This window comes from Exiguobacterium sp. s50, from assembly GCF_018618175.1.
GTDB lineage: Bacteria > Bacillota > Bacilli > Exiguobacteriales > Exiguobacteriaceae > Exiguobacterium > Exiguobacterium chiriqhucha.
In genome coordinates this window covers 139,553-164,585 of record NZ_JACSLP010000002.1, presented here as the reverse complement: position 1 = coordinate 164,585, position 25,033 = coordinate 139,553, and the positions used below count along the sequence as shown (strand labels likewise).

24 protein-coding genes, 2 riboswitches and 2 other annotated features (1 of these 28 only partly in view) are annotated in these 25,033 nt (G+C 53.8%); of the genes, 8 read left to right on the top strand and 16 right to left on the bottom strand.

Going from position 1 to position 25,033, the window contains the following annotated elements; translation table 11 throughout:
* Nucleotide 1 precedes the first annotated feature (1 nt).
* From KNP68_RS03205 to mtnK, 5 genes are read right to left on the bottom strand one after another with little or no spacing between them, the layout of a single operon-like run.
* Nucleotides 2-1,003, bottom strand: coding sequence for an ABC transporter permease (locus tag KNP68_RS03205; RefSeq protein WP_214798670.1), 1,002 nt, complete (start codon nucleotides 1,001-1,003; stop codon nucleotides 2-4).
* Between the two features lies 1 nt (nucleotide 1,004).
* Entirely contained in the window at nucleotides 1,005-2,378 is a 1,374-nt protein-coding gene (locus KNP68_RS03200; RefSeq protein ID WP_214798667.1) for a sugar ABC transporter ATP-binding protein, read from the bottom strand.
* Entirely contained in the window at nucleotides 2,378-3,454 is a 1,077-nt protein-coding gene (locus tag KNP68_RS03195) for a sugar ABC transporter substrate-binding protein (RefSeq protein WP_214798665.1), read from the bottom strand. The genes KNP68_RS03200 and KNP68_RS03195 overlap by 1 nt, the downstream gene beginning before the upstream one ends.
* A complete protein-coding gene (gene mtnA, locus KNP68_RS03190; RefSeq protein ID WP_214798662.1) occupies nucleotides 3,447-4,481 on the bottom strand; it encodes an S-methyl-5-thioribose-1-phosphate isomerase in 1,035 nt (344 codons plus the stop codon). Before mtnA ends, KNP68_RS03195 begins: the two co-directional genes overlap by 8 nt.
* Entirely contained in the window at nucleotides 4,478-5,629 is a 1,152-nt protein-coding gene (gene mtnK, locus KNP68_RS03185) for an S-methyl-5-thioribose kinase (protein WP_214798659.1), read from the bottom strand. The genes mtnA and mtnK overlap by 4 nt, the downstream gene beginning before the upstream one ends.
* 81 nt (nucleotides 5,630-5,710) lie before the next feature.
* A riboswitch (SAM riboswitch) is annotated at nucleotides 5,711-5,813 on the bottom strand.
* Nucleotides 5,814-6,018: 205 nt separating this feature from the next.
* Nucleotides 6,019-6,120, top strand: a riboswitch (SAM riboswitch).
* 69 nt (nucleotides 6,121-6,189) lie between these two features.
* Here mtnK and KNP68_RS03180 point away from each other — a divergent pair.
* Genes KNP68_RS03180 through KNP68_RS03165 form a run of 4 tightly spaced genes read left to right on the top strand, consistent with a single transcriptional unit; the run spans nucleotide 6,190 to nucleotide 9,155 of the window.
* The gene (locus tag KNP68_RS03180; RefSeq protein ID WP_214798656.1) at nucleotides 6,190-7,347 is read left to right on the top strand and encodes a 2,3-diketo-5-methylthiopentyl-1-phosphate enolase; all 1,158 of its coding nucleotides are present in this window, start codon (nucleotides 6,190-6,192) and stop codon (nucleotides 7,345-7,347) included.
* On the top strand, nucleotides 7,344-7,994 hold the full coding sequence (locus tag KNP68_RS03175; RefSeq protein ID WP_021066016.1) for a 2-hydroxy-3-keto-5-methylthiopentenyl-1-phosphate phosphatase: 651 nt from the start codon (nucleotides 7,344-7,346) through the stop codon (nucleotides 7,992-7,994). Before KNP68_RS03180 ends, KNP68_RS03175 begins: the two co-directional genes overlap by 4 nt.
* The gene (locus KNP68_RS03170) at nucleotides 7,991-8,608 is read left to right on the top strand and encodes a methylthioribulose 1-phosphate dehydratase (protein ID WP_214798653.1); all 618 of its coding nucleotides are present in this window, start codon (nucleotides 7,991-7,993) and stop codon (nucleotides 8,606-8,608) included. Before KNP68_RS03175 ends, KNP68_RS03170 begins: the two co-directional genes overlap by 4 nt.
* A gap of 13 nt (nucleotides 8,609-8,621) precedes the next feature.
* Nucleotides 8,622-9,155, top strand: a complete 534-nt coding sequence (locus tag KNP68_RS03165) for a 1,2-dihydroxy-3-keto-5-methylthiopentene dioxygenase (protein WP_021066014.1) — start codon at nucleotides 8,622-8,624, stop codon at nucleotides 9,153-9,155.
* 37 nt (nucleotides 9,156-9,192) lie between these two features.
* Here the strand turns inward: KNP68_RS03165 and KNP68_RS03160 are convergent, their stop codons facing one another.
* The gene (locus tag KNP68_RS03160) at nucleotides 9,193-10,026 is read right to left on the bottom strand and encodes a TerC family protein (protein WP_021066013.1); all 834 of its coding nucleotides are present in this window, start codon (nucleotides 10,024-10,026) and stop codon (nucleotides 9,193-9,195) included.
* 255 nt (nucleotides 10,027-10,281) lie between these two features.
* On the opposite strand from KNP68_RS03160, the gene folE2 reads away from it, so the two are divergent.
* Entirely contained in the window at nucleotides 10,282-11,190 is a 909-nt protein-coding gene (folE2, locus tag KNP68_RS03155; RefSeq protein ID WP_016508342.1) for a GTP cyclohydrolase FolE2, read from the top strand.
* 37 nt (nucleotides 11,191-11,227) lie between these two features.
* On the opposite strand, the gene KNP68_RS03150 is transcribed toward folE2, so the two are convergent.
* The 4 genes from KNP68_RS03150 to pta form a co-directional block, all read right to left on the bottom strand.
* Nucleotides 11,228-11,416: a hypothetical protein gene (locus KNP68_RS03150; protein ID WP_214798897.1), complete on the bottom strand. Its 189-nt coding sequence runs from the start codon at nucleotides 11,414-11,416 to the stop codon at nucleotides 11,228-11,230.
* On the bottom strand, nucleotides 11,392-11,691 hold the full coding sequence (locus KNP68_RS03145) for a rhodanese-like domain-containing protein (RefSeq protein WP_214798650.1): 300 nt from the start codon (nucleotides 11,689-11,691) through the stop codon (nucleotides 11,392-11,394). The genes KNP68_RS03150 and KNP68_RS03145 overlap by 25 nt, the downstream gene beginning before the upstream one ends.
* Before the next feature lie 160 nt (nucleotides 11,692-11,851).
* Entirely contained in the window at nucleotides 11,852-13,114 is a 1,263-nt protein-coding gene (ltrA, locus tag KNP68_RS03140; protein WP_214798647.1) for a group II intron reverse transcriptase/maturase, read from the bottom strand.
* A 592-nt stretch (nucleotides 13,115-13,706) separates the two neighbouring features.
* Nucleotides 13,707-14,696 (bottom strand): phosphate acetyltransferase, encoded by a 990-nt coding sequence (gene pta / locus KNP68_RS03135; RefSeq protein WP_214798644.1) that lies wholly within the window; start codon nucleotides 14,694-14,696, stop codon nucleotides 13,707-13,709.
* Nucleotides 14,697-15,033: 337 nt separating this feature from the next.
* Between pta and hemQ the strand changes: the two genes are divergently transcribed.
* Nucleotides 15,034-15,807, top strand: coding sequence for a hydrogen peroxide-dependent heme synthase (hemQ, locus tag KNP68_RS03130; RefSeq protein ID WP_214798641.1), 774 nt, complete (start codon nucleotides 15,034-15,036; stop codon nucleotides 15,805-15,807).
* A 287-nt stretch (nucleotides 15,808-16,094) separates the two neighbouring features.
* Nucleotides 16,095-17,665, top strand: a protein-coding gene (locus tag KNP68_RS03125; RefSeq protein WP_214798638.1) for an IS3 family transposase whose coding sequence is annotated in 2 segments (ribosomal slippage) — nucleotides 16,095-16,734 and nucleotides 16,734-17,665 — 1,572 coding nt in all. Because the reading frame shifts where the segments join, the coding sequence is not laid out codon by codon here.
* A gap of 70 nt (nucleotides 17,666-17,735) precedes the next feature.
* Here the strand turns inward: KNP68_RS03125 and KNP68_RS03120 are convergent.
* Nucleotides 17,736-18,671, bottom strand: a complete 936-nt coding sequence (locus KNP68_RS03120; RefSeq protein ID WP_214798636.1) for an ATP-grasp domain-containing protein — start codon at nucleotides 18,669-18,671, stop codon at nucleotides 17,736-17,738.
* A 156-nt stretch (nucleotides 18,672-18,827) separates the two neighbouring features.
* Between KNP68_RS03120 and KNP68_RS03115 the strand changes: the two genes are divergently transcribed.
* Complete coding sequence (locus KNP68_RS03115) at nucleotides 18,828-20,324, top strand: potassium/proton antiporter (RefSeq protein ID WP_214798633.1); 1,497 nt, start codon at nucleotides 18,828-18,830, stop codon at nucleotides 20,322-20,324.
* Nucleotides 20,325-20,359: 35 nt separating this feature from the next.
* Here KNP68_RS03115 and trpA read toward each other — a convergent pair whose 3' ends face one another.
* From trpA to trpD, 5 genes are read right to left on the bottom strand one after another with little or no spacing between them, the layout of a single operon-like run.
* A complete protein-coding gene (gene trpA / locus KNP68_RS03110) occupies nucleotides 20,360-21,127 on the bottom strand; it encodes a tryptophan synthase subunit alpha (protein ID WP_214798630.1) in 768 nt (255 codons plus the stop codon).
* Nucleotides 21,124-22,308 carry a tryptophan synthase subunit beta gene (trpB, locus tag KNP68_RS03105; protein ID WP_214798627.1) on the bottom strand — a complete coding sequence of 395 codons (1,185 nt, stop codon included), beginning with the start codon at nucleotides 22,306-22,308 and terminating at the stop codon, nucleotides 21,124-21,126. The genes trpA and trpB overlap by 4 nt, the downstream gene beginning before the upstream one ends.
* Nucleotides 22,290-22,862 carry a phosphoribosylanthranilate isomerase gene (locus tag KNP68_RS03100; RefSeq protein WP_214798624.1) on the bottom strand — a complete coding sequence of 191 codons (573 nt, stop codon included), beginning with the start codon at nucleotides 22,860-22,862 and terminating at the stop codon, nucleotides 22,290-22,292. The genes trpB and KNP68_RS03100 overlap by 19 nt, the downstream gene beginning before the upstream one ends.
* Nucleotides 22,838-23,599 carry an indole-3-glycerol phosphate synthase TrpC gene (trpC, locus tag KNP68_RS03095; RefSeq protein WP_214756061.1) on the bottom strand — a complete coding sequence of 254 codons (762 nt, stop codon included), beginning with the start codon at nucleotides 23,597-23,599 and terminating at the stop codon, nucleotides 22,838-22,840. Before trpC ends, KNP68_RS03100 begins: the two co-directional genes overlap by 25 nt.
* Nucleotides 23,596-24,585, bottom strand: a complete 990-nt coding sequence (trpD, locus tag KNP68_RS03090) for an anthranilate phosphoribosyltransferase (RefSeq protein WP_214798621.1) — start codon at nucleotides 24,583-24,585, stop codon at nucleotides 23,596-23,598. The genes trpC and trpD overlap by 4 nt, the downstream gene beginning before the upstream one ends.
* 56 nt (nucleotides 24,586-24,641) lie before the next feature.
* Nucleotides 24,642-24,867: a binding site (T-box leader), on the bottom strand.
* A gap of 54 nt (nucleotides 24,868-24,921) precedes the next feature.
* Nucleotides 24,922-25,033: a binding site (T-box leader), on the bottom strand; it runs 119 nt beyond the window's last position.

Genomic DNA, 25,033 nt, shown 5'->3' with positions numbered 1-25,033 from the left:
CCTATGTGAGCTGTTTCTTTTGGATGTATGACAAACCGAGCGCCGCAATCAAAATCGCCCCTTTGACGATATCTTGGGCATAATACGGCACGTCCCACATCGTCAGTCCGTTCAACAAAATCCCAATCAAGATGGCACCAATCAACGTACCGACGACGTTCGGTCGTCCGGTCCCGAAGACGGCGTAGCCGATGTAGGCGGCTGCGACGGCGTCCATCAAGAGTGGTGCGCCGGCCGATACTTGTCCGGTGCCGATGCGCGACGCCAAAATGATGCCGCCGATGGCCGCAAAGAGACCACTCAACACGTAAGCGTACAGCTTAATCCGTGTGACGGCGATGCCGGAGCGGCGGGCCGCCTCGACGTTCGAGCCGACGTAATAAAACTCACGTCCCGTCTTCGAATACGTCAAAAACAGATGGGCCCCGGCGAAGAAAAGAATCATCAAAATGGCGACGAATGGGATTGGGCCGATCGAGCCTTGGCCGATGAAGAGGAACGACGGGATGAACCGTCCGGGTGCCGTCCCTCCTTCAATCGGCATGTTGTCGTAAATCGAGAATCCTTTCGTATACGTCAATTGAACCCCGTTGATGACGTACATGATGGCGAGCGTCGCGAGCAAGTCCGGTAACCGGAACTTGATCGTCACGAGTGCGTTCAAGAGCCCGACGAGCACACCGAGCGCAATCGGGACGAGCAAAGCGACGAGCAGTTCTTGACTATGTAACACGAGGCTTGACGCCGCCCCGATTGTTGCAAGGCTCGCCGTCGAGCCGACCGATAAGTCGAATCCGCCGACGATAAGCGAGAACGTCACCCCGAGGGCGAGCAAGGAGACGATCGATACGGATTTGATGATGTCGCTAAAGTTCGCGTACGTCAAAAACTGGTCGTTCGTCACACCGAAGACGGCGATGAGTGCGAGAATCGCGAACAGTGTCCCATATTGACCGATGCCGCTGAAGCGTTTCGTGCGTTGTTTGATGACGAGTTGGGCCATGTTAGACGCCTCCTTTCTGTTGCCAACGGCCGCGGTCGAGCCAAAGCGTCCGGTTGGCGACCAATTCTAATTCATGCGGTTCGCTCGATGTGAAGATGACGGTTTTCCCGTCTTTGGCGAGGCGGGTGACGAGTTCATAAATGTCCCGTTTCGCCGTCACGTCGACGCCTTTCGTCGGTTCGTCGAGCAGATAGACGTCCCGGTCCTCGAGAAGCCATTTGCTGAGGACAACTTTTTGTTGATTCCCCCCGCTCAGCTCCCGGACCGGTTGCCCGACCTGGTCGTATTTCACTCGCAGCGAGGCCAATACGCGTGTGATCGCGTTCGCCTTCCCTTCAATCGCGAGGACGTTCCGTTCAATCGAATCGTCGAGGAAAAGCCCCTGTTTCCGGCGTTCTTCTGGTACGAGGGCAAATCCGGACCGGACCGCCTGACGCGGTTCACGAATCTTGAGCGGTTTCCCGTCCAACGTCACTTGTTGTTCGACGCCAGAGAGACCGAATAGCGCCTCAATCAACTCCGTCTTCCCGCTCCCGGTGACGCCGCCGATGCCGACGACTTCGCCTTTATACGCCGTGAACGAAAGCCTCGTCCCGAACGTCGGTAACGTGAGGTCTGCCTGAATCCGGATCTCGGTTTCAGGAACGGCTTTCTCTACCGCCTCTGCCATGTCAGATCCGCTCAAATACGTATGGATATCCCGTTCTGACAACGCCTGAAACGGCCCTTCGTAAGCGATGCGCCCATCCCGGAGGAACGTCGTCGTCGTGGTGATGCGCGACAGTTCGTCCGATCGATGGGTGATGAGAAGAATGCCGACGTCCTCTGCTGAGAGCGACTGCAGTAATGTGAGCAGTGCCGCCGCATCATCCGTCGACAAGGCGGCCGTCGGTTCGTCGAGCAAGAGGTAAGCCGCATCGCTCGCGAGCGCCCGGGCAATCAAGACACGTTGTTTGACACTGAGCGGGAAACGCCCGACCGGTTCGGTCACGTCAATCTCTAGCCCGACGCGTTCCAAATAGGCAGCCGCTCGCTGTTTTAGTTCGCGAGGACGAATCCGTTCGACCACCTGCCACGGCACGACGTTCTCATAAATCGGTAAATCGAGGTAGAGGGCGTCATCGACTTCTTGCGACACCGTGATGACCCCGCGGCGAATCGCCTCGGCCGGTGTGAGTGTGACCGCCGTTTCGTCGAGCTCGACCGTCCCGGACGTCGGGATGATGGCGCCACTCAACAGCTTCACGAGCGTACTCTTTCCGGCCCCGTTCAATCCAAGCAAGCCATGAATCTCGCCACGTCGGAGCGTGAAGCTGACATCGTCGAGCACGGTGACGTCGCCATAGCGTTTCGTGACGCGTTCGAGCCGTAACATCAGTCTGTCCCTTTCATCCAGTCCGACCAGGCCGCGTCTGAAGCGCCCCAGTTCGGGACGTATTGACCGAGGTCGTCCATCGTCACTTTCTCGTCCGGCAAGACGTCACGATCGACGAGATACGGGTCGACCGAATGAATCGACGGCGTCTCTTCACCCGCTAATTTTTGATACGCATAACGGACTTGGATCCGTCCAATTTCAGCCGGGTCGGTCGCCGCCGTTACTTTCCACGGGCTACCGTCCTCTTGCATGAGTTGAAGGTCTTCGTCACTCAAATCGATGCCATAGACGGCGATTTCATCACGTCCGGCTTGTTTGATGGCACGGCTCGCACCCTTAGCGAACTCGTCCCACATCGCGAATACGGCATCAATCTCGCCTTCCGGATACTTCTTCAAAATCGCTTCCATCTGGCTCTGTGTGTCGAGCGCCGTATTGTTCGTCGCCGAACCGAACTTGGCGACTTCCGTAATGCCCGGGTAGCGTTTCAAGAACGCATCATAAATCGTGTGGCGTCGTTCCATCGGTGTGAAGCCACCGACCCAAATCGTGACGATGTTGCCTTCGCCGTCCAAATCTTCAGCGAGTGCCTTGAGCGAACGCCAGGCGAGCGAATAGTCGTCCTGGTCGATGACCGTCACCCCGTCGTTCGTCAAATCGTTGTCGAACGCGACGACTTTGATGCCTTTGTCGAGTGCGCGTTGGACCGGTTCTTTCAACGCATCGGCGCGGCCATGGTCAATCAAGATGACATCGACGCCTTGCGTCGTCGCCGTGTCGACGTAGCTCGCCATCTTCGACAAATCGTTGTCGGCGTTGTACACTTTCACGTTGCCGCCGAACGATTCGACTTGTTCCGTCACCCCGTTGATATACTGCGACGAGAACGTCCCAATCGACATTTGCATAATCAAGGCGACGTCGATCTCTTTCGGCAACGTCCCGTTCGAGACCGAGACGGGCTTGGTCTCTGCCGTCTTCTCGACCGGCTTCGATGGGGCCGCTTGCTCGTTCGTGCAACCGACGAGCGCCAAGACGAATGTGAATAACAAAATCAATAGTTTTTTAGACATGAATCGTTCCCCCTACATGATGTGTGATGGCGGCTTCTGTCGGTCCGAACACCCCCGCCTCGGTGATGAGTCCGGTGATGAGGTCGGGCGTCGTGACGTCGAACGCCGGATTGAAGACGGTGATACCGACAGGCGCCGTCGGTTGACCGCCGATATGTGTCACTTCTGACGAGTTCCGCTCCTCGATTTCAATCGTGTCATCCGCCGTCAAATCGAACGTCGAATGCGGCGCCGCGACATAGAACGGAATGCCGTAATGTTTGGCGAGGACGGCGAGCTGCAACGTCCCGATTTTATTGGCGACGTGACCCGTCCGTGTGATACGGTCGGCTCCGACAATGATGGCGTCGACTCGTTTTGACTGAATCGTCCAAGCCACCATATTGTCCGTGATGAGCGTGACGTCGATATCGGCCCGATCGAGCTCCCAAACGGTGAGGCGTGCCCCTTGCAGGAGCGGTCGCGTCTCACAGGCGAAGACGTTGAAGGATACACCTCGTTCTTTTCCGACGTAAAACGGTGCGAGCGCCGTACCGTAACGCGATGTCGCGATGGCACCGGCGTTGCAAATCGTTAACACGTTCCCCCCGGCCGGCAACACCGTCAGTGCATGCTCGCCGATGGCCCGGTACGTATCGACGTCCCGGTCGTACAAAGCGATGGCGCGGCGTTTGATTTCCTCGGCAATCGCCTCAAAATCATCCCCGACATTTAAATCAAGGAGCGATTCAATCACGTTTTGCAGATTGACCGCTGTCGGCCGGGTCGCAATCAAGCGGCGTCCGACGAGGTCGAGCCGACGCGTGAAGTCCGGGTCATCGACTAACCGTCCCGCTTCTTTGGCGAGGACGAACGCCCCGAAGTAAGCGATGGCCGGTGCGCCGCGGACTTGGAGCGTCTCGATGGCATGTTCGGCCTGTTCAAGCGTCTCGATTGTCACGTAACGCTCTTCATGCGGCAACAACGTCTGGTCCAATACGATGAGTTCGTCCGTCGGCGGATGGAAGCGGATGTTTTGGACCGTCATACGCGCACCCCCGACAGGAGTGTCACCAAGTCGTCAATCGATTCGACGCTGTGGCGTTCTTTAATGAGCGCCGTCCCGAGGGCGAGCGCGTCACGTTTTCGTTCGAGCCGCGTCGCTTCCGGCAATGTCTCGAGATCGGCGACACCGGCCAGTCCGACGGCACGGCGAATGAGTTCGCAACCGGCGTAGCCGATCGTGTCGCTGAAGACCGTCCGCAACAACTCGTCGACGAAACCATCCGTATTGAATGGCTCGACGGCGCGCTCAAAATTGGCCCGAAACGTCTTCTCGAACGTCTCCCACACCGTCAAGACGTCCGTGAAACGCTCGAAGCGTTTGAGCGGGTCATGGAACGTCGACAGCGTCAAATGGGCGATGATTTGGCCGAGGTCGAAGCCGAACGGTCCGTAAAATGCGAACTCTGGATCGATGATTTTCGTCTCTTGTTGAGTCGCGAAGATGCTACCCGTATGTAAGTCTCCATGCAGGAGTGCCTCATGTTTTGTGACAAACCCGACTTTCAATTTCGTCACCTCGACCTTGAGCGCCTGGTCTTGCCAAAGGCGTTCGACATCTGCTCGCAGCGCCGTCTCGATGTTGTTCGACTCCGCGTCTTTGAACGGATCGGTGAAGATGAGCTTCTCGGTGATGTCACACAGTTCCGGGTTGTAATAGTTACGTTCAATCCGCTTCTTCGCGATCGGTCCAGCTGCGTAATCCGACGTCGCAAACAGCGTCTCGCCCAAAAATTCACCGACATGACGGGCGAGTTCCGGGTAGCTCTCCCCATTCAAATAGCCGGTGCGGACAATCTCATAATCAGATAGATCTTCTATAATCGTGTAAGCGAGCGTCCGGTCGCTGCCAAGGACAGCCGGGACGAACCGAGACGCGACAGTCGCAAACTCACGGAGTGCCAACTGTTCAATCCATGCCCGCTCGAGCGTGAGCGGCCAGCTCTCACCGACGACTTTGGCGTATGGGAGCGCCTGTTTGACGATCAGGCGCTGTTCGCCTTGGCGAATCCGAAAGACGAGATTCAAGTTGCCGTCCCCGATCTCCTCGCACTCGGCGATTCCTTCTTGCAAGTATCCTAATTGACGGACGTGCTCGACGACGGTCTGTTCTGTAAATGGTTGATATGACATGATGTTTTCCCCTTCCTGTACGTTGCCCACAAAAAAAGCCCCTTTCTCCGCGAGAAAGAGGCACAGCCAAAATGGTTGTTCCTCTCATCTGTCAGACATTCGTCTGGTGGATGTAGCACCGTGCCTAGTGGTCGGTTGCTGCGGCGTCATCGGGCCAATTCCCTCTGCCAACTCGCGATAAGAGTGTGTTATTCGATTCGGTGAACTTATGTGATGAATATTACGGACTCGACGTCACGATTGTCAACGTCATTTTCTCGACGCAACTCCGTCTTTTTTTGTGCATATATGGAAACAACTTCCCAAAATATTTTTTTTTGAAAAAAAGGAATTGACGACGTGATGATTCTGTGCAAAAATTCAATTAAATTTCACAACTTCAAATCACATTCTTATCAAGAGCAGACGGAGGGACGAGCCCGATGATGTCGCAGCAACCGACCAGAGATGGCACGGTGCTAATTCTTGCAGCGAAAGCTGAGAGATAAGAGTTCATTTTTTATGATGACCTCTTGCCTCGGCATGGGGTCATTTTTTGTTTGCCTGGAAGGAGGAACCATATGAGTATCACTGCCACATATGAAATCAAACGAACGGACGCGGTCGCGACCGTCGCCGACAAAATCGCCCTCGAGCTGACGGTCGGTACTTGGACGGAGCTGCCTCACTTAGAGCAAGAGCAGTTACAGGCGTATCGCGGTGAGGTCGTGTCGACCACACATACGGATACGACGAGCCGCTTCACAATCCGCTACCCGTTACATAATGTCAGCCCTGACTTTTCATCCATCTTGACGACGACGTTCGGGAAACTGTCCCTCGACGATTCGATTCGGTTAATCGATTTGACGTTGCCCGAGACGCTCGCCCCTCATTTCAAAGGCGCCAAGTTCGGGGTCACTGGAATTCGCGAGTTACTCGGTGTTCATGATCGCCCGCTCGTCATGAGCATCTTCAAAGGTGTCATCGGCCGTGACCTCGCGTTTCTCGAGCAGCAACTCCGCGATCAGTTCGCCGGAGGCATCGATATCGTCAAAGACGACGAGATTTTATACGACAACCCGCTCACCCCATCGCTCGAACGGGCCCGGATCGGAGCGGACGTCATTCAAGCCCACTTCGAGGCGACCGGGAAACGTGTCCTCTATGCCATCACGCTGAGCGGCCCCGTGTTCGGTCTACGTGACCAGGCGCTCCGTCTTATCGAGGCAGGTGCGACAGCGCTCCTGTTCAACGTCTATACGTACGGTCTCGACGCACTGCGCGAACTCGCGAACGATCCGGATATCCACGTCCCCATCTTGGCACATCCGGCCTTTGCCGGCGCCTTGACCGGATCAATCAGTCATTCGCTCTTACTCGGTAAACTCCCACGCCTCGCCGGGGCCGATTTAACGCTCTTCCCGTCTCCGTACGGCTCCCTCGCGACACCGCGTGACGAGGCGTTCACGATTCGTGACCAGAGCGCCGAACCGCATTGGTCGAAACCGATTTTACCGGTCCCGTCAGCCGGGATTCATCCAGGACTCGTCGCCGATATCATTCGTGATTTCGGGACGGATGTCGTCATCAACGCCGGCGGTGGCATTCACGGACACCCGGACGGCGCAGCCGCCGGGGCTCGTGCTTTCCGACAAGCGATCGCTCACGTTCTCGGCCAAACCGAAGGACAGACGGACGAGCTCGATACCGCGTTGAAGGCGTGGGCGTCACGATGACGGTCCATATCCTCTGCGACTTCGACGGGACGATCACGGCGGAAGACAATATTATCGCGTTGATGAAGGCGTTCGCCCCGCCGGCTTGGGTCGAGTTGAAAGATGCGGTCCTCGAGCAACGGATTTCGATTCGCTCCGGTGTCGGTCAACTGTTTCAACTGTTGCCGAGCGCAGATGCCCCGGCCTACCGTGATTATTTGTTGGAGCGCATCACGCTCCGCCAAGGGTTCCCGGCATTTTTAGAAGAAGTTCGGGCCCATGGCTGGAAGTTTGACGTCGTCAGCGGCGGGATGGACTTCTTCGTGCAGCCGGTCTTGGACGGGCATGTCGCCCCCGAGCATATCTACTGCAACGTCGCCGACTTCTCCGCTGAGACGGTAACCGTCGCTTGGCCACACGCTTGCGATGAACAATGTACGAACGATTGCGGCTGTTGCAAGCCGACGCTCGCTCGTCGCATCGTCAATCCCGCCGACCGCTTGATCGTCATCGGCGACTCAGTGACCGACTTCGAGGTCGCGAAGCGTGCCGACTTCGTCTACGCCCGAGGTCAACTCATCACGCTCTGCGAAGCGGCAGGCATCCGTTACGCACCGTTCGAGACGTTTGACGACATCACCCATCACTTGAAGGAGGTGGTCGTATGAGCCTTGCGACACGTTGGCTTGAACTCGCCGACATTAAAGACGAACTCGCCGCCCGCGACTGGTTCCCCGGAACGAGTGGGAATTTGGCGATTCGCGTTTCCGACGATCCGCTCGAATTTCTCGTCACGGCGAGCGGACGCGATAAACGAAAACGAACATCGGAAGACTTTGTTCACGTCGATGCGGCCGGACGCTTGATCGGCGAACAGACAGGAAAACCATCCGCCGAGACGCTGCTCCACGTTGAAGTGTTCAATCGGACGGACGCGACGTGTTCGCTCCATGTCCATACGGTCGACAATAACGTCATCTCCGAGCTCCATGCTGCCACCGGCGAAGTCGTCTTCACCGGCCAAGAGATCATCAAGGCGCTCGGCTACTGGGACGAGGACGCGGTCGTTCGCGTGCCAATCATCGAGAACCATGCGGACATCCCGACGCTCGCGGCCGCCTTCGCCCCTCACATCCACGCAAGCGCCGGTGCCGTTCTCATCCGCAATCATGGTATCACCGTCTGGGGCGAGACCCCGGACGCGGCCAAACGCTATTTAGAGGCTTACGAATTTTTGTTCAGCTATACATTAAAACTACGCGCCCTAGGCGTCCATTCATAAGGAGGAACCAACCATGGCAACTGTCTATTTCCAACAAACCGAAGAGCGTTACGTCGATCAAACTGAAGTGAGTGCCTTTTTAGAGTCTCGCGGGATTCTGTACGAACAGTGGGACATCACAAAGCTCCCGGAAAACCTGCAAGAGAACTATCAGTTGACGGACGAGGACAAACAAGCGATTTTGTCGACGTTCCGTGACGAGATTCGCGACGTGTCGGAGCGACGTGGCTATGAGACGGCAGACGTCATCTCGTTGTCGGATGCGACGCCGAACTTGGACGAACTGCTCGTCAACTTCCAAAAAGAACATCACCACACAGATGACGAGGTCCGCTTCATCGTCAGCGGCCATGGCATCTTCGCCATCGATGACGCCGAACGTGGCTATTTCAACATCGAGCTCAACCCAGGCGACCTCATCTCGGTGCCGGTGAACACACGCCACTACTTCACGCTCCAAGACGACCGCAAAGTCGTCGCCGTCCGGATTTTCGTGACGACCGAAGGCTGGGTGCCGATTTACGAGAAGCAAGACGTGACAGCATGAAAAATGGTCTCTCGCCCAAAGGTGAGAGACCATTTTTTTAATGTTTGGCAGCGGCTGTCGGTTTTGAAGAGAACCAACCCCATACCGCGATACCGACCATGACCGACCAGAAGAACACGGTCCACGCCGTCGAGTGGACGAATCCGTCCGGAAGACCCATGAATTCGAACGGTGTGCCGGCAATCAATTTCTTGAAGCCAGGGTGTTCAAGCACGAGCACCGTCAACTTCACACCGACCCAGCCGACGATGATGAAAGCAGCTGTTTCGAGTGATGGGCGTTGATGCAACAGTTTGACGAAAATTCGAGCAGCGAAACGCATCAAGATGACCCCGATGAGTCCACCTGTCAAGACGACGAAGAACTGACCAGAGTCGATCCCACCGATTTCACCGAGACCGAGTGGCGGCAAGCTGACCGCGAGCGCGACCGCTGCGAGAATCGAATCGACCGCGAAGGCGATGTCGGCAAACTCGACTTTAGCAACCGTCCACCAGAATTCTTTCTTCGTGACCGGCTTCTCTGTGACAGCCGTCTCTTCTTTCGCCTCAGCAGCGAGATCTTGTTTCGGCTCTAGCTTGCGGGCCTTATAGGTCATATACAGATGTCGTGCACTCATTCCGATCAAGTAAAGCGCACCGAGCGCCTGGACTTGCCAGACGTTGATCAAGAATGAGATTAGGAACAATGCGATGAAGCGGAAAACGAACGCTCCAAGCAAGCCGTAAAATAGTGCCTTCTTCTGTTCCGTCCGCGGCAAGTGCTTGACCATAACCGCCAAGACGAGTGCGTTGTCTGCAGAAAGTAGCCCTTCTAGACCGACGAGTACGACAATGATCCAGGCGTACTGCAGGATTAACTGCCAATCCATTAAAACATCCCCTTTTTCTGTTGTGTTCCTTCATATTTAACAGTGATCTATTTTTTAAATTCACAGGAACATTTTATTCCCGATTTAACACGAAATCAATCTTCTTTTCTTCAATTGCTGAAGTTTTTTTATTTTCAGCACGTTCAAAGCACGTTCACGGAGCAAAATGGTACCCGGTCCGCGTCCATTTCATGATAAAATCCTAACAAGAACGAGTGGCGGTCACTTGCCCTCTTAAAAAAGGAGAATCCGATTATGTCTACAAGCCATGTCGCTTTACCTACTAAAGCAGAACGACATAAATTATTCGGCTCGGTCCCGCCCGTCAAAGGCACGAAGCCAACTGAAAAAGATAAAATGGTCGATTTGCAAAACACACCAAAAAACTTCTTGTTCGCACTCGACAGTGTCGGGATTTCAAACGTCAAGCATCCGGTCAACATCGAGACGCCAGACGGCATCCAAGCGACGGTCGCTACGTTCGAGTTGACGACATCGCTCGTCCAAGACCGCAAAGGGATCAACATGTCGCGTCTGACAGAACAACTCGACGCGTACCACACGCAAGGTTGGACGTTGTCGAACCGTTCACTCATCGAGTTCGCTCAAGAACTTGCTGAGCGTATGGAACAAACGGAAGGTCAATTGACGGTCCGTTACCCATGGTTCTTTAGCCGCAAAGCTCCAGCGACGGGTCTCAGCGGTCTCATGAACGCGGACGTCATGCACAACGTGACGTACAACCTCGAGACAGGTATGGCGAGCGTGACGGTCGGCCTCGTCATCAACGTGACGACACTTTGCCCATGTTCAAAAGAAATTAGCGAATACAGCGCCCATAACCAGCGTGGTTACATCACAATCGAAGCCGGTCTTGATGAAGCGTCACTCGATGGGTTCGATTGGAGACTCGCATTGCTCGATGCGGCTGAGTCGAATGCCTCAGCGCCGCTTCACCCTGTCCTCAAACGTCCGGATGAAAAACGTGCGACAGAAATCGCATACGAGAACCCACGCTTCGTCGAAGACATGGTCCGCTTGATTGCAGCTGACTTGTACGAAATGAAACAAGTCGTCAACTTCTTCGTCGAATGCCGTAACGAAGAGTCGATTCACCAGCACGACGCGATCGCATCGATCACGTTCGATAAGCGCGACAACTAAAAAAACGAGTGAGACCCGCGCGGGTCTCACTCGTTTTTTATACACTTTGGACGAGCCGAATCGTCAACAACATGACGATGACGATGATCCACACCGCCCAGACGAGTCGCCACTTGTCACCATCGACTCGTTTAACAAACGTATAGACGGTCAAATAGAGCGCGATTAACAGTGGGATGACGACCCAGGGATTGTCGAGCATCACGCCTCGATATCGCCGTCCCATGCGAGCATGCCGCCATCGACGTTGACGACTTTGTACCCTTCTGACTCTAAATAGTCGCATGCCGTCTGGCTACGACCGCCCGAGCGACAGATAACGTGATAAACGTTGTCTTGCGCCAATTTTTCGGTCACGCCCGGGAATTCTGAGAGCGGATAAAGCGGTACGTGCGGGATGTGGCCCGCGTCGTACTCGTCTTGTTCGCGCACGTCGATGATGTGGAGCGATTCACCGTTCTCGAGCTTTTCACGTAATTCGGTTGCATGGATGCTTTGCATGATGGTTCCCCCTTTGAATATGTTCCCCTACTAGTTTACCTCAGTTTCGACTCAGACAAACTCCAATTGATTGTCGCATGTTTACAATCGAGTAGGAGGGAGTGATTAACTCCCGACCTCTCACACCACCGTACGTACCGTTCGGTATACGGCGGTTCAATTAAGATGTATGACGCAAAGTTTCATAACGTGATACCAGACTTTTGAGCCCTCGGGAACTCCAGTAGGAGTTCCCGAGGGCTTTGTGCAGTATCGGACTTTTTGAAATCCGCCAGTAACCCTTCCGTGAGTTGCCCCATTCATGGGCCTTCCCTTTCGGGATGCCCAGTCCGGTGAGCTTTCTCACTTTTGTGCTCGGCTTCTTCCAACTCTTCCACACGCACATGCGTAGCCTTCTTCGAATCCACGACTCGAGGGTCTTGAACACACTCGGTGTGTCTGCCAACGCAAAGTATCCGCACCATCCCATCAGGTATTGGTTCAGCTTTTGGATACGGACCTCCATCGAGTATGGTCTCTTTCGCGATGTGATGTCGCGGATTTTATCTTTCATCCGGTTCACACTGGCTTTGGCAATCCGTATTTTCGGTTCTCTGTGCTTCGTGAAGCTGAACCCAAGGAACTTTCGTCTCCATGGGCGGTCTACGGCGGACTTGTTGCCGTTCACTTTCAGCTTCAGCTTCCCTTCGATATAGGAGGTCACCGACCTCATGACCCGATTTCCCGCTTTTGGTGTTTTCACATAGATGTTGCAGTCATCGGCGTAGCGGACGAACTGATGTCCACGTTTCTCGAGTTCCTTGTCCAGTTCGTCTAGGACGATGTTCGAGAGCAGTGGGCTGAGTGGGCCTCCTTGCGGAGTGCCTTCCTCGTTGTCCGTCACGACTCCGTTTATCATGATTCCGGTTTTCAGATACTTGTGGATGAGCTTGAGCAGACACTTGTCCTCGATTCGCTTCGCCAGAAGCCCCATGAGCTTGTCATGGTTCACCCGGTCGAAGAATTTCTCCAGGTCGATATCGACCACCCAGCGATTTCCCTCTGCGATGTACCCTTTTGCTTTCTTGACCGCCCCGTGGGCACTCCGATTCGGTCGGAATCCATAGCTGTGGTCAGAGAACGTGGGGTCGTAGATAGACGACAACACCTGGGCGATCGCCTGTTGAATGAAGCGATCCATCACGGTAGGGATGCCGAGCAGTCTCACACCGCCGTCAGGTTTCGGGATTTCGACCCTGCGGACCGGTTGCGGCTGGTAGGTTCCCGACAGAAGCTCCACCTTCATGGTGTCCCAGTGTTCGATGACATGCGCTCGCAGGTTTTGTACGGGCATTCCGTCGACACCGTGGCTTCCTTTGTTCCGAACCACTCGGTTCAGGGCACGTATTAAATTTTCCCGTGACAGAATCTGTTCCATTAACATTCGTTATGCCTCTTTCCGTGAACAACGCTTCTTCTTTATCCAGTCCCTGCTCCACCCTCTTGATGTCCCCAGTGGAATTCACCACGTCCTCCATTCAAGCAAGCCCTGACGGGTTGTCTGTGTTCATCACAGCGACTGCCTGCCAAGATGTTGTTCTCTCTTAATTGTTCGGCCCTTCCCACTCGTCTCGAGACAAGGTGGTACTATGGCCTCTGCTGACTTCTGATTGTTCAGCCGCCCATCACTGGGCGGGTTACCAAGGGTACTTGGCGTTCCAATCAGAGCTCCCCGGGTAAGGACGCAATCTTTCCCTCCATCTATCTGCTCCATTTACTGCATGCGACCTTCGGCAGAAAGGGCTTTGCCTTGTTCAGCAGGCTCACCCAGTCGCACATAGCCTCGTATGAAGTTCGTGTACCTCAGACCGGAGGTTTGCCGCCCGCTTCCTTCAGATTCCACGTCGCCGTGGACACCCTTGCGCTTGGCTAACTATTACTTCTGCCTTCACAGTTCGGGACTTGCACCCTATAGATTACGCCCATGCCGGGCACACTAAAAAAAGCATCCTCCGCTAAGGAAGGATGCTTAGAACTTACGCTTCGTTGCGCTCGTCGATCGCTTGTGCCGCTGTGATGAGCGTCAATTTGTAGACGTCTTCTTCGTTACAGCCGCGTGACAAGTCGTTGACCGGCTTGTTGAGACCTTGAAGGATTGGTCCGATCGCTTCGAAACCGCCGAAACGTTGAACCATTTTGTAGCCGATGTTCCCAGCTTCGAGGCTCGGGAAGACGAACACGTTGGCGTGACCCGCTACGTCAGAACCCGGTGCTTTTTTCGCCGCCACGCTTGGGACGAACGCCGCATCGAATTGAAGTTCTCCATCGATCGGGAGGTTCGGTGCTTTCTCTTTCGCGAGACGTGTTGCTTCGATGACTTTTTCCGTCTCTGGTGACTTCGCTGAACCTTTTGTCGAGAAGCTGAGAAGCGCGACTTGCGGCTCGATGCCAAACGTCTTCGCCGTCAACGCTGACAAGTAGGCGTTCTCGGCGAGGTCAGCCGCGTCCGGTGCGATGTTGATCGCACAGTCCGAGAAGACGTACTGCTCGTCGTCACGTACCATGATAAAGACGCCTGACGTCTTCTTGATGCCTTCTTGCATCTTGATGATTTGGAGGGCTGGACGGACCGTATCCGCTGTTGCGTGCATCGCGCCCGAGACGAGGCCTTCTGCTTTCCCTGTGTGAACGAGCATCGTACCGAAGTAGTTCACGTCCGACGACAACAATTCACGTGCTTGTTCAGCTGTCGCCTTGCCTTTACGGCGTTCGACGAACGATTCGACGAGCGTGTCGATCTCTTCGTATGTCGCTGGGTCATACTGTGTCAAGTTCGAGATGTCAAAGCCGTGTTTCGCTGCGACTGCATCGATGTCTGCTTTCGGGCCGATGACGATTGGATTGACCATGCCATCATTTTTCAAACGGACGGCAGCACCGAGTACGCGCTCGTCAACACCTTCTGCTAAGACGATTGTTGGACGAATCGGGCTGACTTTTTGCTTCAACGTATCAAATAATTTCATAGTGAATGAACTCCTTTTCGATTGAAAGATCTCTCATTTTTCTCTTTAGGACACAATTGTCCGTATGCGTGTTTTATTATACACAGTCCATTTTTTAAAATAAACTATTCTGCCCATTTCGTCATAAATCGCTTGAAATCAGTCATTATATGAATAGAACAGTTCGCTGTTTCTGACTGGTACAGGTTGCTATGAAGCCGTTTTCATTCCTTTGGCCACTTTTCCCTTTACCCGGTTTCAATTGTGACTACCCTCACAGACAGCGTCAAATTTGCCAGCCGACAAAGCGTCTGTGGTAAAATAAACAGCGAAGCCTAGTCTTGAAAGGAGTTTTTTTATGTCTGAACGTCCAGTACCGACAACCGAAACACAGCACGCAGCCGCCACGTTAGATGGATGGTATACACTCCATGATTTCCGCACAATCGATTGGACTCGCTTGAAAGCGGTCGAGGCGACAGTGCGTCAAGAGATGATCGACGAGTTCGTCGCATTCCTCGGCTCACTCGAAGAAGTCGAAGCGCGCGGCGAAGGCAGTCACGCTTTTTATTCGATCCTCGGTCAAAAAGCGGACGTCGTCCTCATGGTCCTCCGCCCGACGTTCAAAGAGCTCGAGCAAGTCGAACTCGCTCTTCGGAAGACGAAGCTATACGACTACATGATGCCATCGTATTCATACGTTTCAGTCATCGAACTCGGGATGTATCGCGGTTCTGGTGACGGCGATCCGTACGAGAACCCACACATTCGCTCGCGCCTGTATCCGACCCTCCCAAAAGCAGCGCACATTTGCTTCTATCCGATGAGCAAAGCGCGTCGTGACGGGGACAACTGGTACACGCTGTCGATGGATGAGCGTAAAGACCTCATGTATCGCCACAGCATGATCGGCCGCAGCTACGCCGGTAAAATCCAACAGTTCATCGGCGGTTCGACCGGATTTGACGGTTGGGAATGGGGCGTCACGCTCTTCGCGGAAGACTCGCTCCAATTCAAGAAGATTGTTTACGAGATGCGTTTCGACGAAGTCAGCGCCAAATATGGCGAGTTTGGTGACTTCTATGTCGGAAACATCCTTCCAAAAGAAGAACTCGGTACATTCCTCGGCTGAACGAGGTTTACGTGTCTGCCCCCTCGGGAATCATTGTTTATAGAAGCAACATTACAATGATCAATGAGGTGAACAACGATGCGCGTGTTCAAGGAATCAGATCGAGACACTGCAAAACGTTTAGATTCGTTCATTGAACGAATGACACCGACAGCAGAGCTAGTCCAACTTCGATTTGAACAACAATTACAACATACACAGCGAAAGGGTCAGGCAAAATGATATGCTCCCCAATAGGTAGACAGATGAAATAACAAATCTGTTTATTCTATTGGGGAGTGTTTTTTATGGCGAGAAGTCGACATTCAATCGAACAGAAACTGAGTGCACTACGGATGATGGAAGAAGAAACATATACGTGGAAGGAAATCGAGGAGGCTCATCACGTCTCTGAACATACCCTCCGGGTGTGGAAAGTGAAATTCGAGACCGGCGGAATCGACGCCTTGAAGGAGTCGAGGATATGGAAACTGTACACAAAGGAGCAGAAAATAGCGGCCGTGCGTGACTATCTCGACGGGGTCACCATGGTGGAAGTCCTCTCCAGATATCAAATCAGTAGTCGTTCGGTTCTATATCGGTGGATCAAGAAGTATACTAGTCATAGCGAGTTAACAGATTCGAGAAAAGGGATGGATCGAGCTATGACAAAAGGGAGAAAGACCACATTCGAAGAACGCATGAAAATCGTTAGGTATTGCCTGGACAATGGACGGAACTATCAACGGACTGCCGAGATATTCGCCGTATCGTACCACCAGGTCTACGGCTGGACGAAAAAATATGACGCCGACGGCGTGCACGGGCTAGAGGACCGGCGCGGACGGACGAAGCAAGAAGAGGAACTGACCAACGAGGAGAAGCTCGAACGTCGCATCCAACAGATCGAGCGGGAGAACGAGCGCCTGCGGGCCGAGAACCTGTTCCTAAAAAAGTTAGAGGAGATCGAGAGGAGAGGTTGATCAGCCAAATCCGGCTACAATTACGTTACATGGCGATCGAGGAAATGTCGACGACCGATACGTTCCCGGTCGTGCTCCTGTGTGAAATCGCGCAGGTCTCACGGGCCGCCTACTATAAATGGTTGAAGCGTACCGTCTCGGTACGCGAGGAGGAGAACCTAAGCCTATTAGAGGACATCCGCCTCCTCTACGATCAGGTGAACGGGACCTACGGTTATCGACGGATCACCATGACGGTCAACCGGAGACGACGTCAGCATGGCCTGCCGGCATACAACGAGAAGCGTATCTATCGTCTTATGCGTATCCATGAGATCCGTTCGGTCATCCGCCAGAAGCGAAAACGGTACAAAAAGTCATCCCCGCAGCATGTGGCCGAGAACCTGATGAACCGAGAATTCAGCGCGTCCCGACCGGACGAGAAGTGGTGCACCGACGTCACCGAGTTCAAATATGGCGCCGGCAGGAAGGCATATCTGAGCGCGATCATCGACCTCTATGACGGCTCGATCGTCGCCTATCGCATCGGGAAATCCAACAACAACGCGCTCGTATTCCAGACGATGATCCCAGCGATCGCGGGACTCCGTTCAGGAGCGAGTCCGATGATCCATAGCGACCGAGGGTTCCAATATACCTCGAGAGGGTTCAAACGCATGGTAGAAGAGGCGGGGCTGACCCACAGCATGTCCCGGGTCGGACGTTGTCTCGACAACGCCCCGATCGAGGGTTTTTGGGGTACCTTGAAAGTCGAGATGTACTACCTGCGTGAGTTCCAGGCCTACAGCGAACTCACATCAGCCATCGAGACCTACATCTCGTTCTACAACCATGATCGTTTCCAGAAACGACTAAACGGCTTGAGCCCTGTCGAATACAGGTCTCAAGCCGCATAGTCCGGTTTTCATTATTTGCCCTGTCTACTTGACGGGGAGCAGTTCAAAAGCCTGACCCTTCTTTTTGCATTTATTTCGTCGTGACCGCCAAGGCGTCACCGAGGAACGTCGCGAGTTCGAGCATGCCGTACTGACCGGCTTTCTCTTCAGCATCCGAGTTGTAGTTCGTGTTCGTATTGACGTCATACGCGTACACGTTCCCATCCCGGTCTTCGATAATCTCGATTCCGGCGACCGCAATCTGATTATGGTGAAGGAACGCCTCTAACTGCTCGATGATCGGGTCGGCGAAACCGTCGACGATTTCAAATTTGGCGGGCGGCGTCTCCCCGACCGGACAAAACTGATCTTCAATCGAGCACGCATCCGCCGGACATAGTTCGAACCCCTCCGACGTGTCGACCCGCACCGCGTAAACGAACTTGCCACCGATGAACTCACACCGAGTAATGAACGGTTGTGGCGCCTCGACATATTGTTGGATGAGCGTAATGCCATCGATCGACTGTTCGAACGTCGGTCCGTAGACATACTCTTTCAACGCATCGATTGAATGGAACAACTGCACGCCAAGCCCTTTTCCAGCTCGATTATGTTTCGTGATGAACGGACTCATCCCGAGCTTTTCAGCCGCTTCAATGATTTGATTTTTCCCGACGGCTGCAATCGTCTTCGGTACACGGATCCCTTCCTGGCGAAGCGCCGTATACTGATTGACCTTGCTCACTTCAAGTCGGATTGCCCGCGTCCCGTTGAAAACTGTCCGCCCGTTCGCCTCTAGCCAGGCGAGCACCCCCTCGGTCAACTCCGGGGCGTAGCGATGTCCCCGCGTATGCGACGAGGCGCTCATGCGGTTATAGAACACACCTTCGGGCGGCGTCGCCTCGAGATCGATGATGCCTTCGTCTAAATGCCACAACTCGTATGGAAGTGACAATTCTTCAAGCCGTTTGACGAGATGGTTCGTCCATTCATTATTTTCATGTAATACGTGAATTTTAGCCATACGATAACCCCCTCTTAGATGTTCTTACTGTACCATACGGATATCGTATTATTCCAATGAGCATAATCAACAATGCATTTCTTCTTATTTCATAACGATTTCATGGTATAATGAACTTAACAATTCGCACAATACGTGACAATCTCAAAGGAAGTGATGTGTTTGACTGCACCTATTTTAAGTACAGATGTTTTAATCCTTCTGTTCGGTCTGCTGCTCGTCGCCGGGGTGTTGGCGACGCGTGTCTCGACCCGCTTTGGACTGCCAGCCTTGATTCTGTTCATGGGAATCGGCATGGTCATGGGAAGCGATGTCACCGGTCTCATCTTTTTCGACGACTCGAACCTCGCCCAAATGATCGGAGTCGCTGCGCTCATCGTCATTTTATTCGAAGGGGGCCTTCAGACGAAGTGGTCCTCGATTCGGAGCGTCCTCGCTCCCTCTGCCTCGCTGGCGACGATTGGCGTCTTATTGACGACCGGCCTTGTCGCTGTAGCCGTTCGTTTCGTATTTGGTTTCGATTGGATTGAATCTTTCCTGTTCGGTGCCATCATCGGCTCGACCGATGCCGCTGCCGTCTTCGCAGCCTTCAAAGGAAAGAATATCTCGCCGAAAGTCGGCGCGACTCTCGAAGCCGAGTCCGGCACGAATGACCCGATGGCAATGTTTTTAACGATTCTCGCACTCGATTTTATGTTAAAACCGGAAACAACGATTTGGGATGGGATTTGGATGTTCGTTCTCCAAATCATCGTCGGAGCGTTCGCCGGGTATATGCTCGGAAACTTATCACGGCTCATGCTCAATCATTTGCGTCTTGAATCGAGCGGCCTGCATGCTGTCCTCATGATTTCGATGGCATTCATGACTTACGGGGTGGCCGCCTACTTCGCAGGCAGCGGCCTGCTCGCCGTTTATCTCGCCGCGATGATTGTCGGGAACGCCCACACCGCCCATGAAGTGACAATCGTCCAGTTTTCGAAAGCGCTCGCGTGGATTATGCAAATCATCATGTTCGTGATCCTTGGCCTGCTCGTCTACCCGAAACAACTGTTCGATCCAGAACTCATTTGGAAAGGATTGTTGATTTCATTCTTCCTCATGTTTATCGCCCGTCCAATCGCCGTCTATTTGTCGACAATCGCGATGCCGTTCACGCATAAAGAGAAGCTGTTCATCTCTTGGGCTGGTTTAAAAGGAGCGGTCCCGATTGTGCTCGCTACGTTCCCGCTCATCGCAGGCATCGACAATGCCCAATTGATCTTCAACGCCGTCTTCTTCGTCGTCGTGACAAGCGCCTTGATTCAAGGAACGACACTGACACCGCTCGCAGCCAAGCTCGGCCTGCTGGGTCCGGATAAAATCCGTTCGCCCTATACAATTGCACTCGTCTCGAGCAAACAGTCCCAACACCAACTCGTCCCGTATGTCGCGACGGAAGACTCGTCGATGATCGGACGCACACTCGCCGACATCACGTTGCCACCAAACACGGTCGTCAACGCGATCGTCCGCAAAGACTATCTCATCCCACCGACCGGACAGACGAAAATCGAGCCGGGCGACTTGTTATACGTCCTCGCCTCGACGTATCGACACGATCAACTTGATCGTAAATTCGGAGAAGACGGCCTTGAACGCGTCGAACTCTAAATAAACAAGGATCGTGCCACGGCACGATCCTTGTTTTATGCGTTGATCTTTCGCGCTGATGCAATCAAGTCGGCGACGTCTTGTACGCGTCCATCGTGGAGTGCCTCGACGATGAAGCTTCCGACGACGACTCCGTCACACACCTCTCCAAGTGTTCGGACCTGATCTTCACGATGGACACCAAAACCGGCCAGCACTGGGACCGGCGACCGTTCCGTCAATGAACGCAAATGGGCAAGCAGTTCGTCGGGGAAGATGTCCGTTTTTCCAGTCGTCCCTTTCAATGTGACCGCATAGACGAATCCTTCAGCTTGATTTAAAATCGTGTCAATCCGTTGTTGGCTGCTCGTCAACGTGACGAGCGGGACGACTGCGACCCCGTTCCGTTCGATACCCGCGAATAGATCAAGGCTCTCCTCGAACGGCAAATCAGGGATAATCACCCCACTGACACCGCATGCTGCTGCGCGGTCGAAGAACGGTTGAATCCCGAATCGGAACACCGGATTCAAGTAGGTCATCAAGACGATCGGGACTGAAAATCGTCCAGTTCCTTCTATTAAACATTCCAACACGTCAGAGAGCGTCACGCCGTCTGCGAGCGCACGCATACCGGCTGCCTCGATGATTGGCCCGTCCGCTACCGGGTCTGAAAATGGGATACCGAGTTCAATCGCTGTCGCACCCATTGCTTCAAGCTGTTCAATCGTCGGAATGAGTTGATCGAGCCCCCGGTCTCCTGCCATGATATAAGGTACAAAAGCCGCCCCTTCTCGATTTCGAATCGCTGTCTCTAAACTCATTTTTCCCCCAACCTTTCTCGAATCGTATGCACATCTTTATCTCCGCGGCCCGACAAACAGATAACGAGCAACTCGTCTTCCGTCATTGTCTTAGCGAGGGTTTCGGCATAAGCGAGCGCATGTGACGATTCGAGCGCTGGAATGATGCCTTCATTTCTGCTGAGTGACATGCATGCCTCTAACGCGGCCTCGTCCGTCACCGCTGCGTAGCGGACCCGTTCGATGTCTTTTAAGAAACTATGCTCCGGCCCGACACCAGGATAATCGAGACCGGCCGAGATTGAATGCGCTTCTTGGATTTGGCCAGCCGCATCTTGCAGCACGTACATAAGTGATCCGTGGAGGACACCGATTTCACCTTTCGTGAGTGTCGCCGCATGTTTGTCTGTATCGACCCCGCTTCCTGCCGCTTCGACTCCGTATAAAGCGACGTCTTCGTCGTTTAAGAATGGATAAAACATGCCCATGGCGTTGCTGCCGCCGCCGACACAAGCGATGACCGCATCCGGTAGGCGTCCCGTCTGATTCAAAATTTGACGCCGTGTCTCTGTCCCAATCACACTTTGGAAGTCGCGTACCATCGCCGGGAATGGATGTGGTCCAAGCACCGAGCCCATGACATAGTGTGTATCGTCAACGTGTTTTACCCAGTAGCGTAACGCTTCGTTGACCGCATCTTTCAACGTGCGGCTGCCGGACTTCACCGGAATGACGGTCGCGCCGAGTAGTTCCATTCGAAACACGTTCAACTCTTGCCGCTCGACATCGACTTCACCCATGAAAATCGTACATTCTAGATTGAGAAGGGCACACACCGTCGCCGTCGCAACACCATGTTGGCCTGCCCCGGTCTCAGCGACAATTTTCTGTTTCCCCATCCGTTTGGCGAGGAGCGCCTGACCGATCGTGTTGTTGATTTTATGGGCACCTGTATGGTTCAAGTCTTCTCGTTTCAAATAGACGTTCGTCCCGAGGCGTCGGCTCATATTCTCCGCATAGTATAACGGCGTCTCCCGTCCGACATACTCGCTGAGCAACGCACCGAAACGCTTTTGAAATTCCGGATCCAACTTCGCTTCCTCGTACGCCACCTCAAGTTCTTCAACAGCTTGCATGAGCGTCTCCGGTATATATTTTCCTCCATACGGGCCAAATTTCCCGTTCACTGGTTGTGTGTACATGATGTTTCCTCCTTGGCACGTGTGATGAACGTGCGAATTTTATCGATATCTTTTTCTCCATCTGTCTCGACACCGCTTGAGACGTCGACTCCATCCGGTTGAACGTGGCGAATCGCGTCTTTTACATTACCTGCTGTCAAACCACCTGCAAGCCAAAACGGTCGCTCCGGGCGTTTTAATCGTAACCAATCGAGCGTTTCCCCGCTCCCGGGTACCGGTGCATCTAATAAAATGAGATCGGCCTCGGTGTCGGTGCTTGCTTCGATAATCGGAAGCCCGAACTGCCGAAACGTCTCGAGCGGTAACGTGCGGTGATGCAGTTGGATATCGGTCAACCCACAGGTGATTGCCGTCTCCACCTCGTCAAGCGTCGGGTCGAGAAATACCCCGACGACACGAACGCGAGGCGGAATCAACTGCCGTAACCGCTTCGCCGTTGTCACATCAACTTGGCGCGAGCTGTTCGCGAACACGAAGCCGATTGCATCGGCGCCCGCTTCAACCGCAGCTGTCACACTTTCCTCTGTTTTCAATCCACATATTTTAACGAACACGTTTTCAACTCCTCAATCAACGCCGTCGGGTCGTCTTGCCGCATAAGCGCTTCTCCGACGAGAATGGCTTTAGCACCCGCTGCCTGCAATCGGCTTGCGGCTTCGCCAGTGCTGACTCCGCTCTCACTGACGAAGGCGACGTCTGGGTATTTAGTCATCAAGTCGATTGACGTATCAAGCGACACCTCGAACGTTTTCAAGTTGCGGTTATTGATACCGATTAAGACGTCCCCGATTTCAAGTGCTGTTTGGAGTTCTGCTTCATCATGTACTTCGACGAGGACATCAAGTCCAATTGTTCGCGCGTATTGCTTCAACGCGTACAGGCGTGTCGGATGTAACGCCGCGACGATCAACAAGGCTACACTCGCTCCTGCCACTTTCGCCCGGTCGAGCTGTCGTTCATCGATGATAAAGTCTTTGCAGAGGACCGGGATATCAACAGCGGCAGCGACTTGGCGTAAATCTTCGAATGAACCGTTAAAGTACGTCGTATCCGTCAATACCGATATCATCGTCGCACCGGCCCGTTCGTAAGCACGAGCCCGTTCGACCACATCGAGATCGGCCCGGATCACACCTTTTGACGGGGATGCTCGCTTGATTTCAGCGATGATATGGAACCCGTCAGCGACAAGTTCTTGTAACGAAATCGGTGTTGTCGCCGTAACCGCAATGTCCTGCATTTGGTTAACTTCTTCTATTTTCGTTCCAATGATTTTCGTCAAGTAGCTCATGCGCCCACCTCCGTTTTTTGTAATTGCTTCAAGACGTGGGAAGCATGGCCCTCATCGATGCTTCGGCTCGCTTCGGCCACCCCTTCACGTAACGTCTTAGTCGCGCCATATGTGCATAACGCGAGCGCCGCATTCAATAGGACGACGTCTCGGGCTGGTCCTGCCTCTCCGTTCAAGACAGCGACGAGCGTAGCGGCGTTCTCTTCTGGCGTACCACCTCGCAGCGCCGACAGCGGCGCCCGCATCAAGCCGACGTCTCGTGGGTCAACTTGGTAACGCGCCGTCTGATCACCGTCAAAGAAGAACACCTCGTTCGCACCAGCTAAGCTCGCCTCATCGAGTCCGCCGGCCCCATGGACGACCATGCCCCGTTCGACTCCGAGATGGCGCATCGCCGTAGCCATCTTTTCAATCAAGTCCGGACGGTAGACACCAATCAATTGCCGTTTCGGTTTGAGCGGATTCGTCAATGGCCCGATTTGATTAAAGATTGTTGCCGTCGCGAGTTGTTTCCGGACCGGCATGACGTGCTTCATGATTGGATGGATATGTTGGGCGAACAAGAAACTCAAGTTCGTCCGCTCAAGGTCGGCTAATACAGCGTCAGCACTTTGGACGATCGGGATGTTTAACGCCTCGAGTACGTCGGCGCTACCCGATCGGCTCGACACGCTCCGATTCCCATGTTTCGCGACCGGGATACCGAGTCCCGCAAGAACGAACGCAACGGTCGAACTGATATTGAACGTGTTCGCCCCATCCCCGCCCGTCCCGCAGACGTCGAGCACAGGGAGCGTCGTCTCTGGAAATGTTGACGCCTCACGGATGTAATCCGCAAGCCCTGCCATTTCTTCGGCCGTTTCGCCGCGTGCTTTCAATGCGAGGAGCACCTCGGCGATTTGCGTATCTTCGGCTTGAAATAACTCAGAAGCCGCCTGTTTCATCTCGGTCGTCGTCACTTGGTTCGTCAGTAGTCGTGTTAACATATCCGTTCCCCCTTAAGCATTTTAAGTATAAAAAAACTCCATACGACGTCTGTCGTATGGAGGACGGTATTTACCGCGGTGCCACCTCTCGTTGGATCAATCGATCCCACTTTCCGATGCAATCACATCGTATCCCGATAACGGAGGAAACCGTCATGGCCTACTTACTTCAGCCATGCTCTCATGAGCCCATTCACGTGACGGTCTCGGTCAGGATTCCACCACCCCTGACTCTCTGTACGAGACTTTCTTCACGTTACTCTTCTCAATCACCGATTTAAGATTTAATTTGAAAACAAAAAAGGGTCACTCGATCCAACTCATAGCTCACGCTATGAGAAGGACGAGTAACCCCGTGGTGCCACCTTCATTGGTTCATGTCGAACCCGCTTTACGGACAAACATCCGCTTCCCCATGATAACGGTGGGTGACCCGCTAAAGCCTACT

Excerpts from the sequence above, each read along its gene's own strand:
- KNP68_RS03160 (WP_021066013.1), bottom strand. The coding sequence starts at position 10,026 with ATGGATTGGCAGTTAATCCTGCAGTACGCCTGGATCATTGTCGTACTC.
- trpB (WP_214798627.1), bottom strand. The coding sequence starts at position 22,308 with ATGTACACACAACCAGTGAACGGGAAATTTGGCCCGTATGGAGGAAAA.
- KNP68_RS03175 (WP_021066016.1), top strand. The coding sequence starts at position 7,344 with ATGACGGTCCATATCCTCTGCGACTTCGACGGGACGATCACGGCGGAA.
- KNP68_RS03120 (WP_214798636.1), bottom strand. The coding sequence starts at position 18,671 with ATGGCTAAAATTCACGTATTACATGAAAATAATGAATGGACGAACCAT.
- KNP68_RS03165 (WP_021066014.1), top strand. The coding sequence starts at position 8,622 with ATGGCAACTGTCTATTTCCAACAAACCGAAGAGCGTTACGTCGATCAA.
- KNP68_RS03150 (WP_214798897.1), bottom strand. The coding sequence starts at position 11,416 with ATGGGACGGCGATATCGAGGCGTGATGCTCGACAATCCCTGGGTCGTC.
- mtnK (WP_214798659.1), bottom strand. The coding sequence starts at position 5,629 with ATGTCATATCAACCATTTACAGAACAGACCGTCGTCGAGCACGTCCGT.
- KNP68_RS03145 (WP_214798650.1), bottom strand. The coding sequence starts at position 11,691 with ATGCAAAGCATCCATGCAACCGAATTACGTGAAAAGCTCGAGAACGGT.
- trpC (WP_214756061.1), bottom strand. The coding sequence starts at position 23,599 with ATGAGCTACTTGACGAAAATCATTGGAACGAAAATAGAAGAAGTTAAC.
- ltrA (WP_214798647.1), bottom strand. The coding sequence starts at position 13,114 with ATGTTAATGGAACAGATTCTGTCACGGGAAAATTTAATACGTGCCCTG.
- KNP68_RS03180 (WP_214798656.1), top strand. The coding sequence starts at position 6,190 with ATGAGTATCACTGCCACATATGAAATCAAACGAACGGACGCGGTCGCG.
- pta (WP_214798644.1), bottom strand. The coding sequence starts at position 14,696 with ATGAAATTATTTGATACGTTGAAGCAAAAAGTCAGCCCGATTCGTCCA.
- KNP68_RS03115 (WP_214798633.1), top strand. The coding sequence starts at position 18,828 with ATGTGTTTGACTGCACCTATTTTAAGTACAGATGTTTTAATCCTTCTG.
- trpD (WP_214798621.1), bottom strand. The coding sequence starts at position 24,585 with ATGTTAACACGACTACTGACGAACCAAGTGACGACGACCGAGATGAAA.
- mtnA (WP_214798662.1), bottom strand. The coding sequence starts at position 4,481 with ATGACGGTCCAAAACATCCGCTTCCATCCGCCGACGGACGAACTCATC.
- KNP68_RS03195 (WP_214798665.1), bottom strand. The coding sequence starts at position 3,454 with ATGTCTAAAAAACTATTGATTTTGTTATTCACATTCGTCTTGGCGCTC.
- KNP68_RS03170 (WP_214798653.1), top strand. The coding sequence starts at position 7,991 with ATGAGCCTTGCGACACGTTGGCTTGAACTCGCCGACATTAAAGACGAA.
- KNP68_RS03200 (WP_214798667.1), bottom strand. The coding sequence starts at position 2,378 with ATGTTACGGCTCGAACGCGTCACGAAACGCTATGGCGACGTCACCGTG.
- folE2 (WP_016508342.1), top strand. The coding sequence starts at position 10,282 with ATGTCTACAAGCCATGTCGCTTTACCTACTAAAGCAGAACGACATAAA.
- KNP68_RS03205 (WP_214798670.1), bottom strand. The coding sequence starts at position 1,003 with ATGGCCCAACTCGTCATCAAACAACGCACGAAACGCTTCAGCGGCATC.
- trpA (WP_214798630.1), bottom strand. The coding sequence starts at position 21,127 with ATGAGTTTAGAGACAGCGATTCGAAATCGAGAAGGGGCGGCTTTTGTA.
- hemQ (WP_214798641.1), top strand. The coding sequence starts at position 15,034 with ATGTCTGAACGTCCAGTACCGACAACCGAAACACAGCACGCAGCCGCC.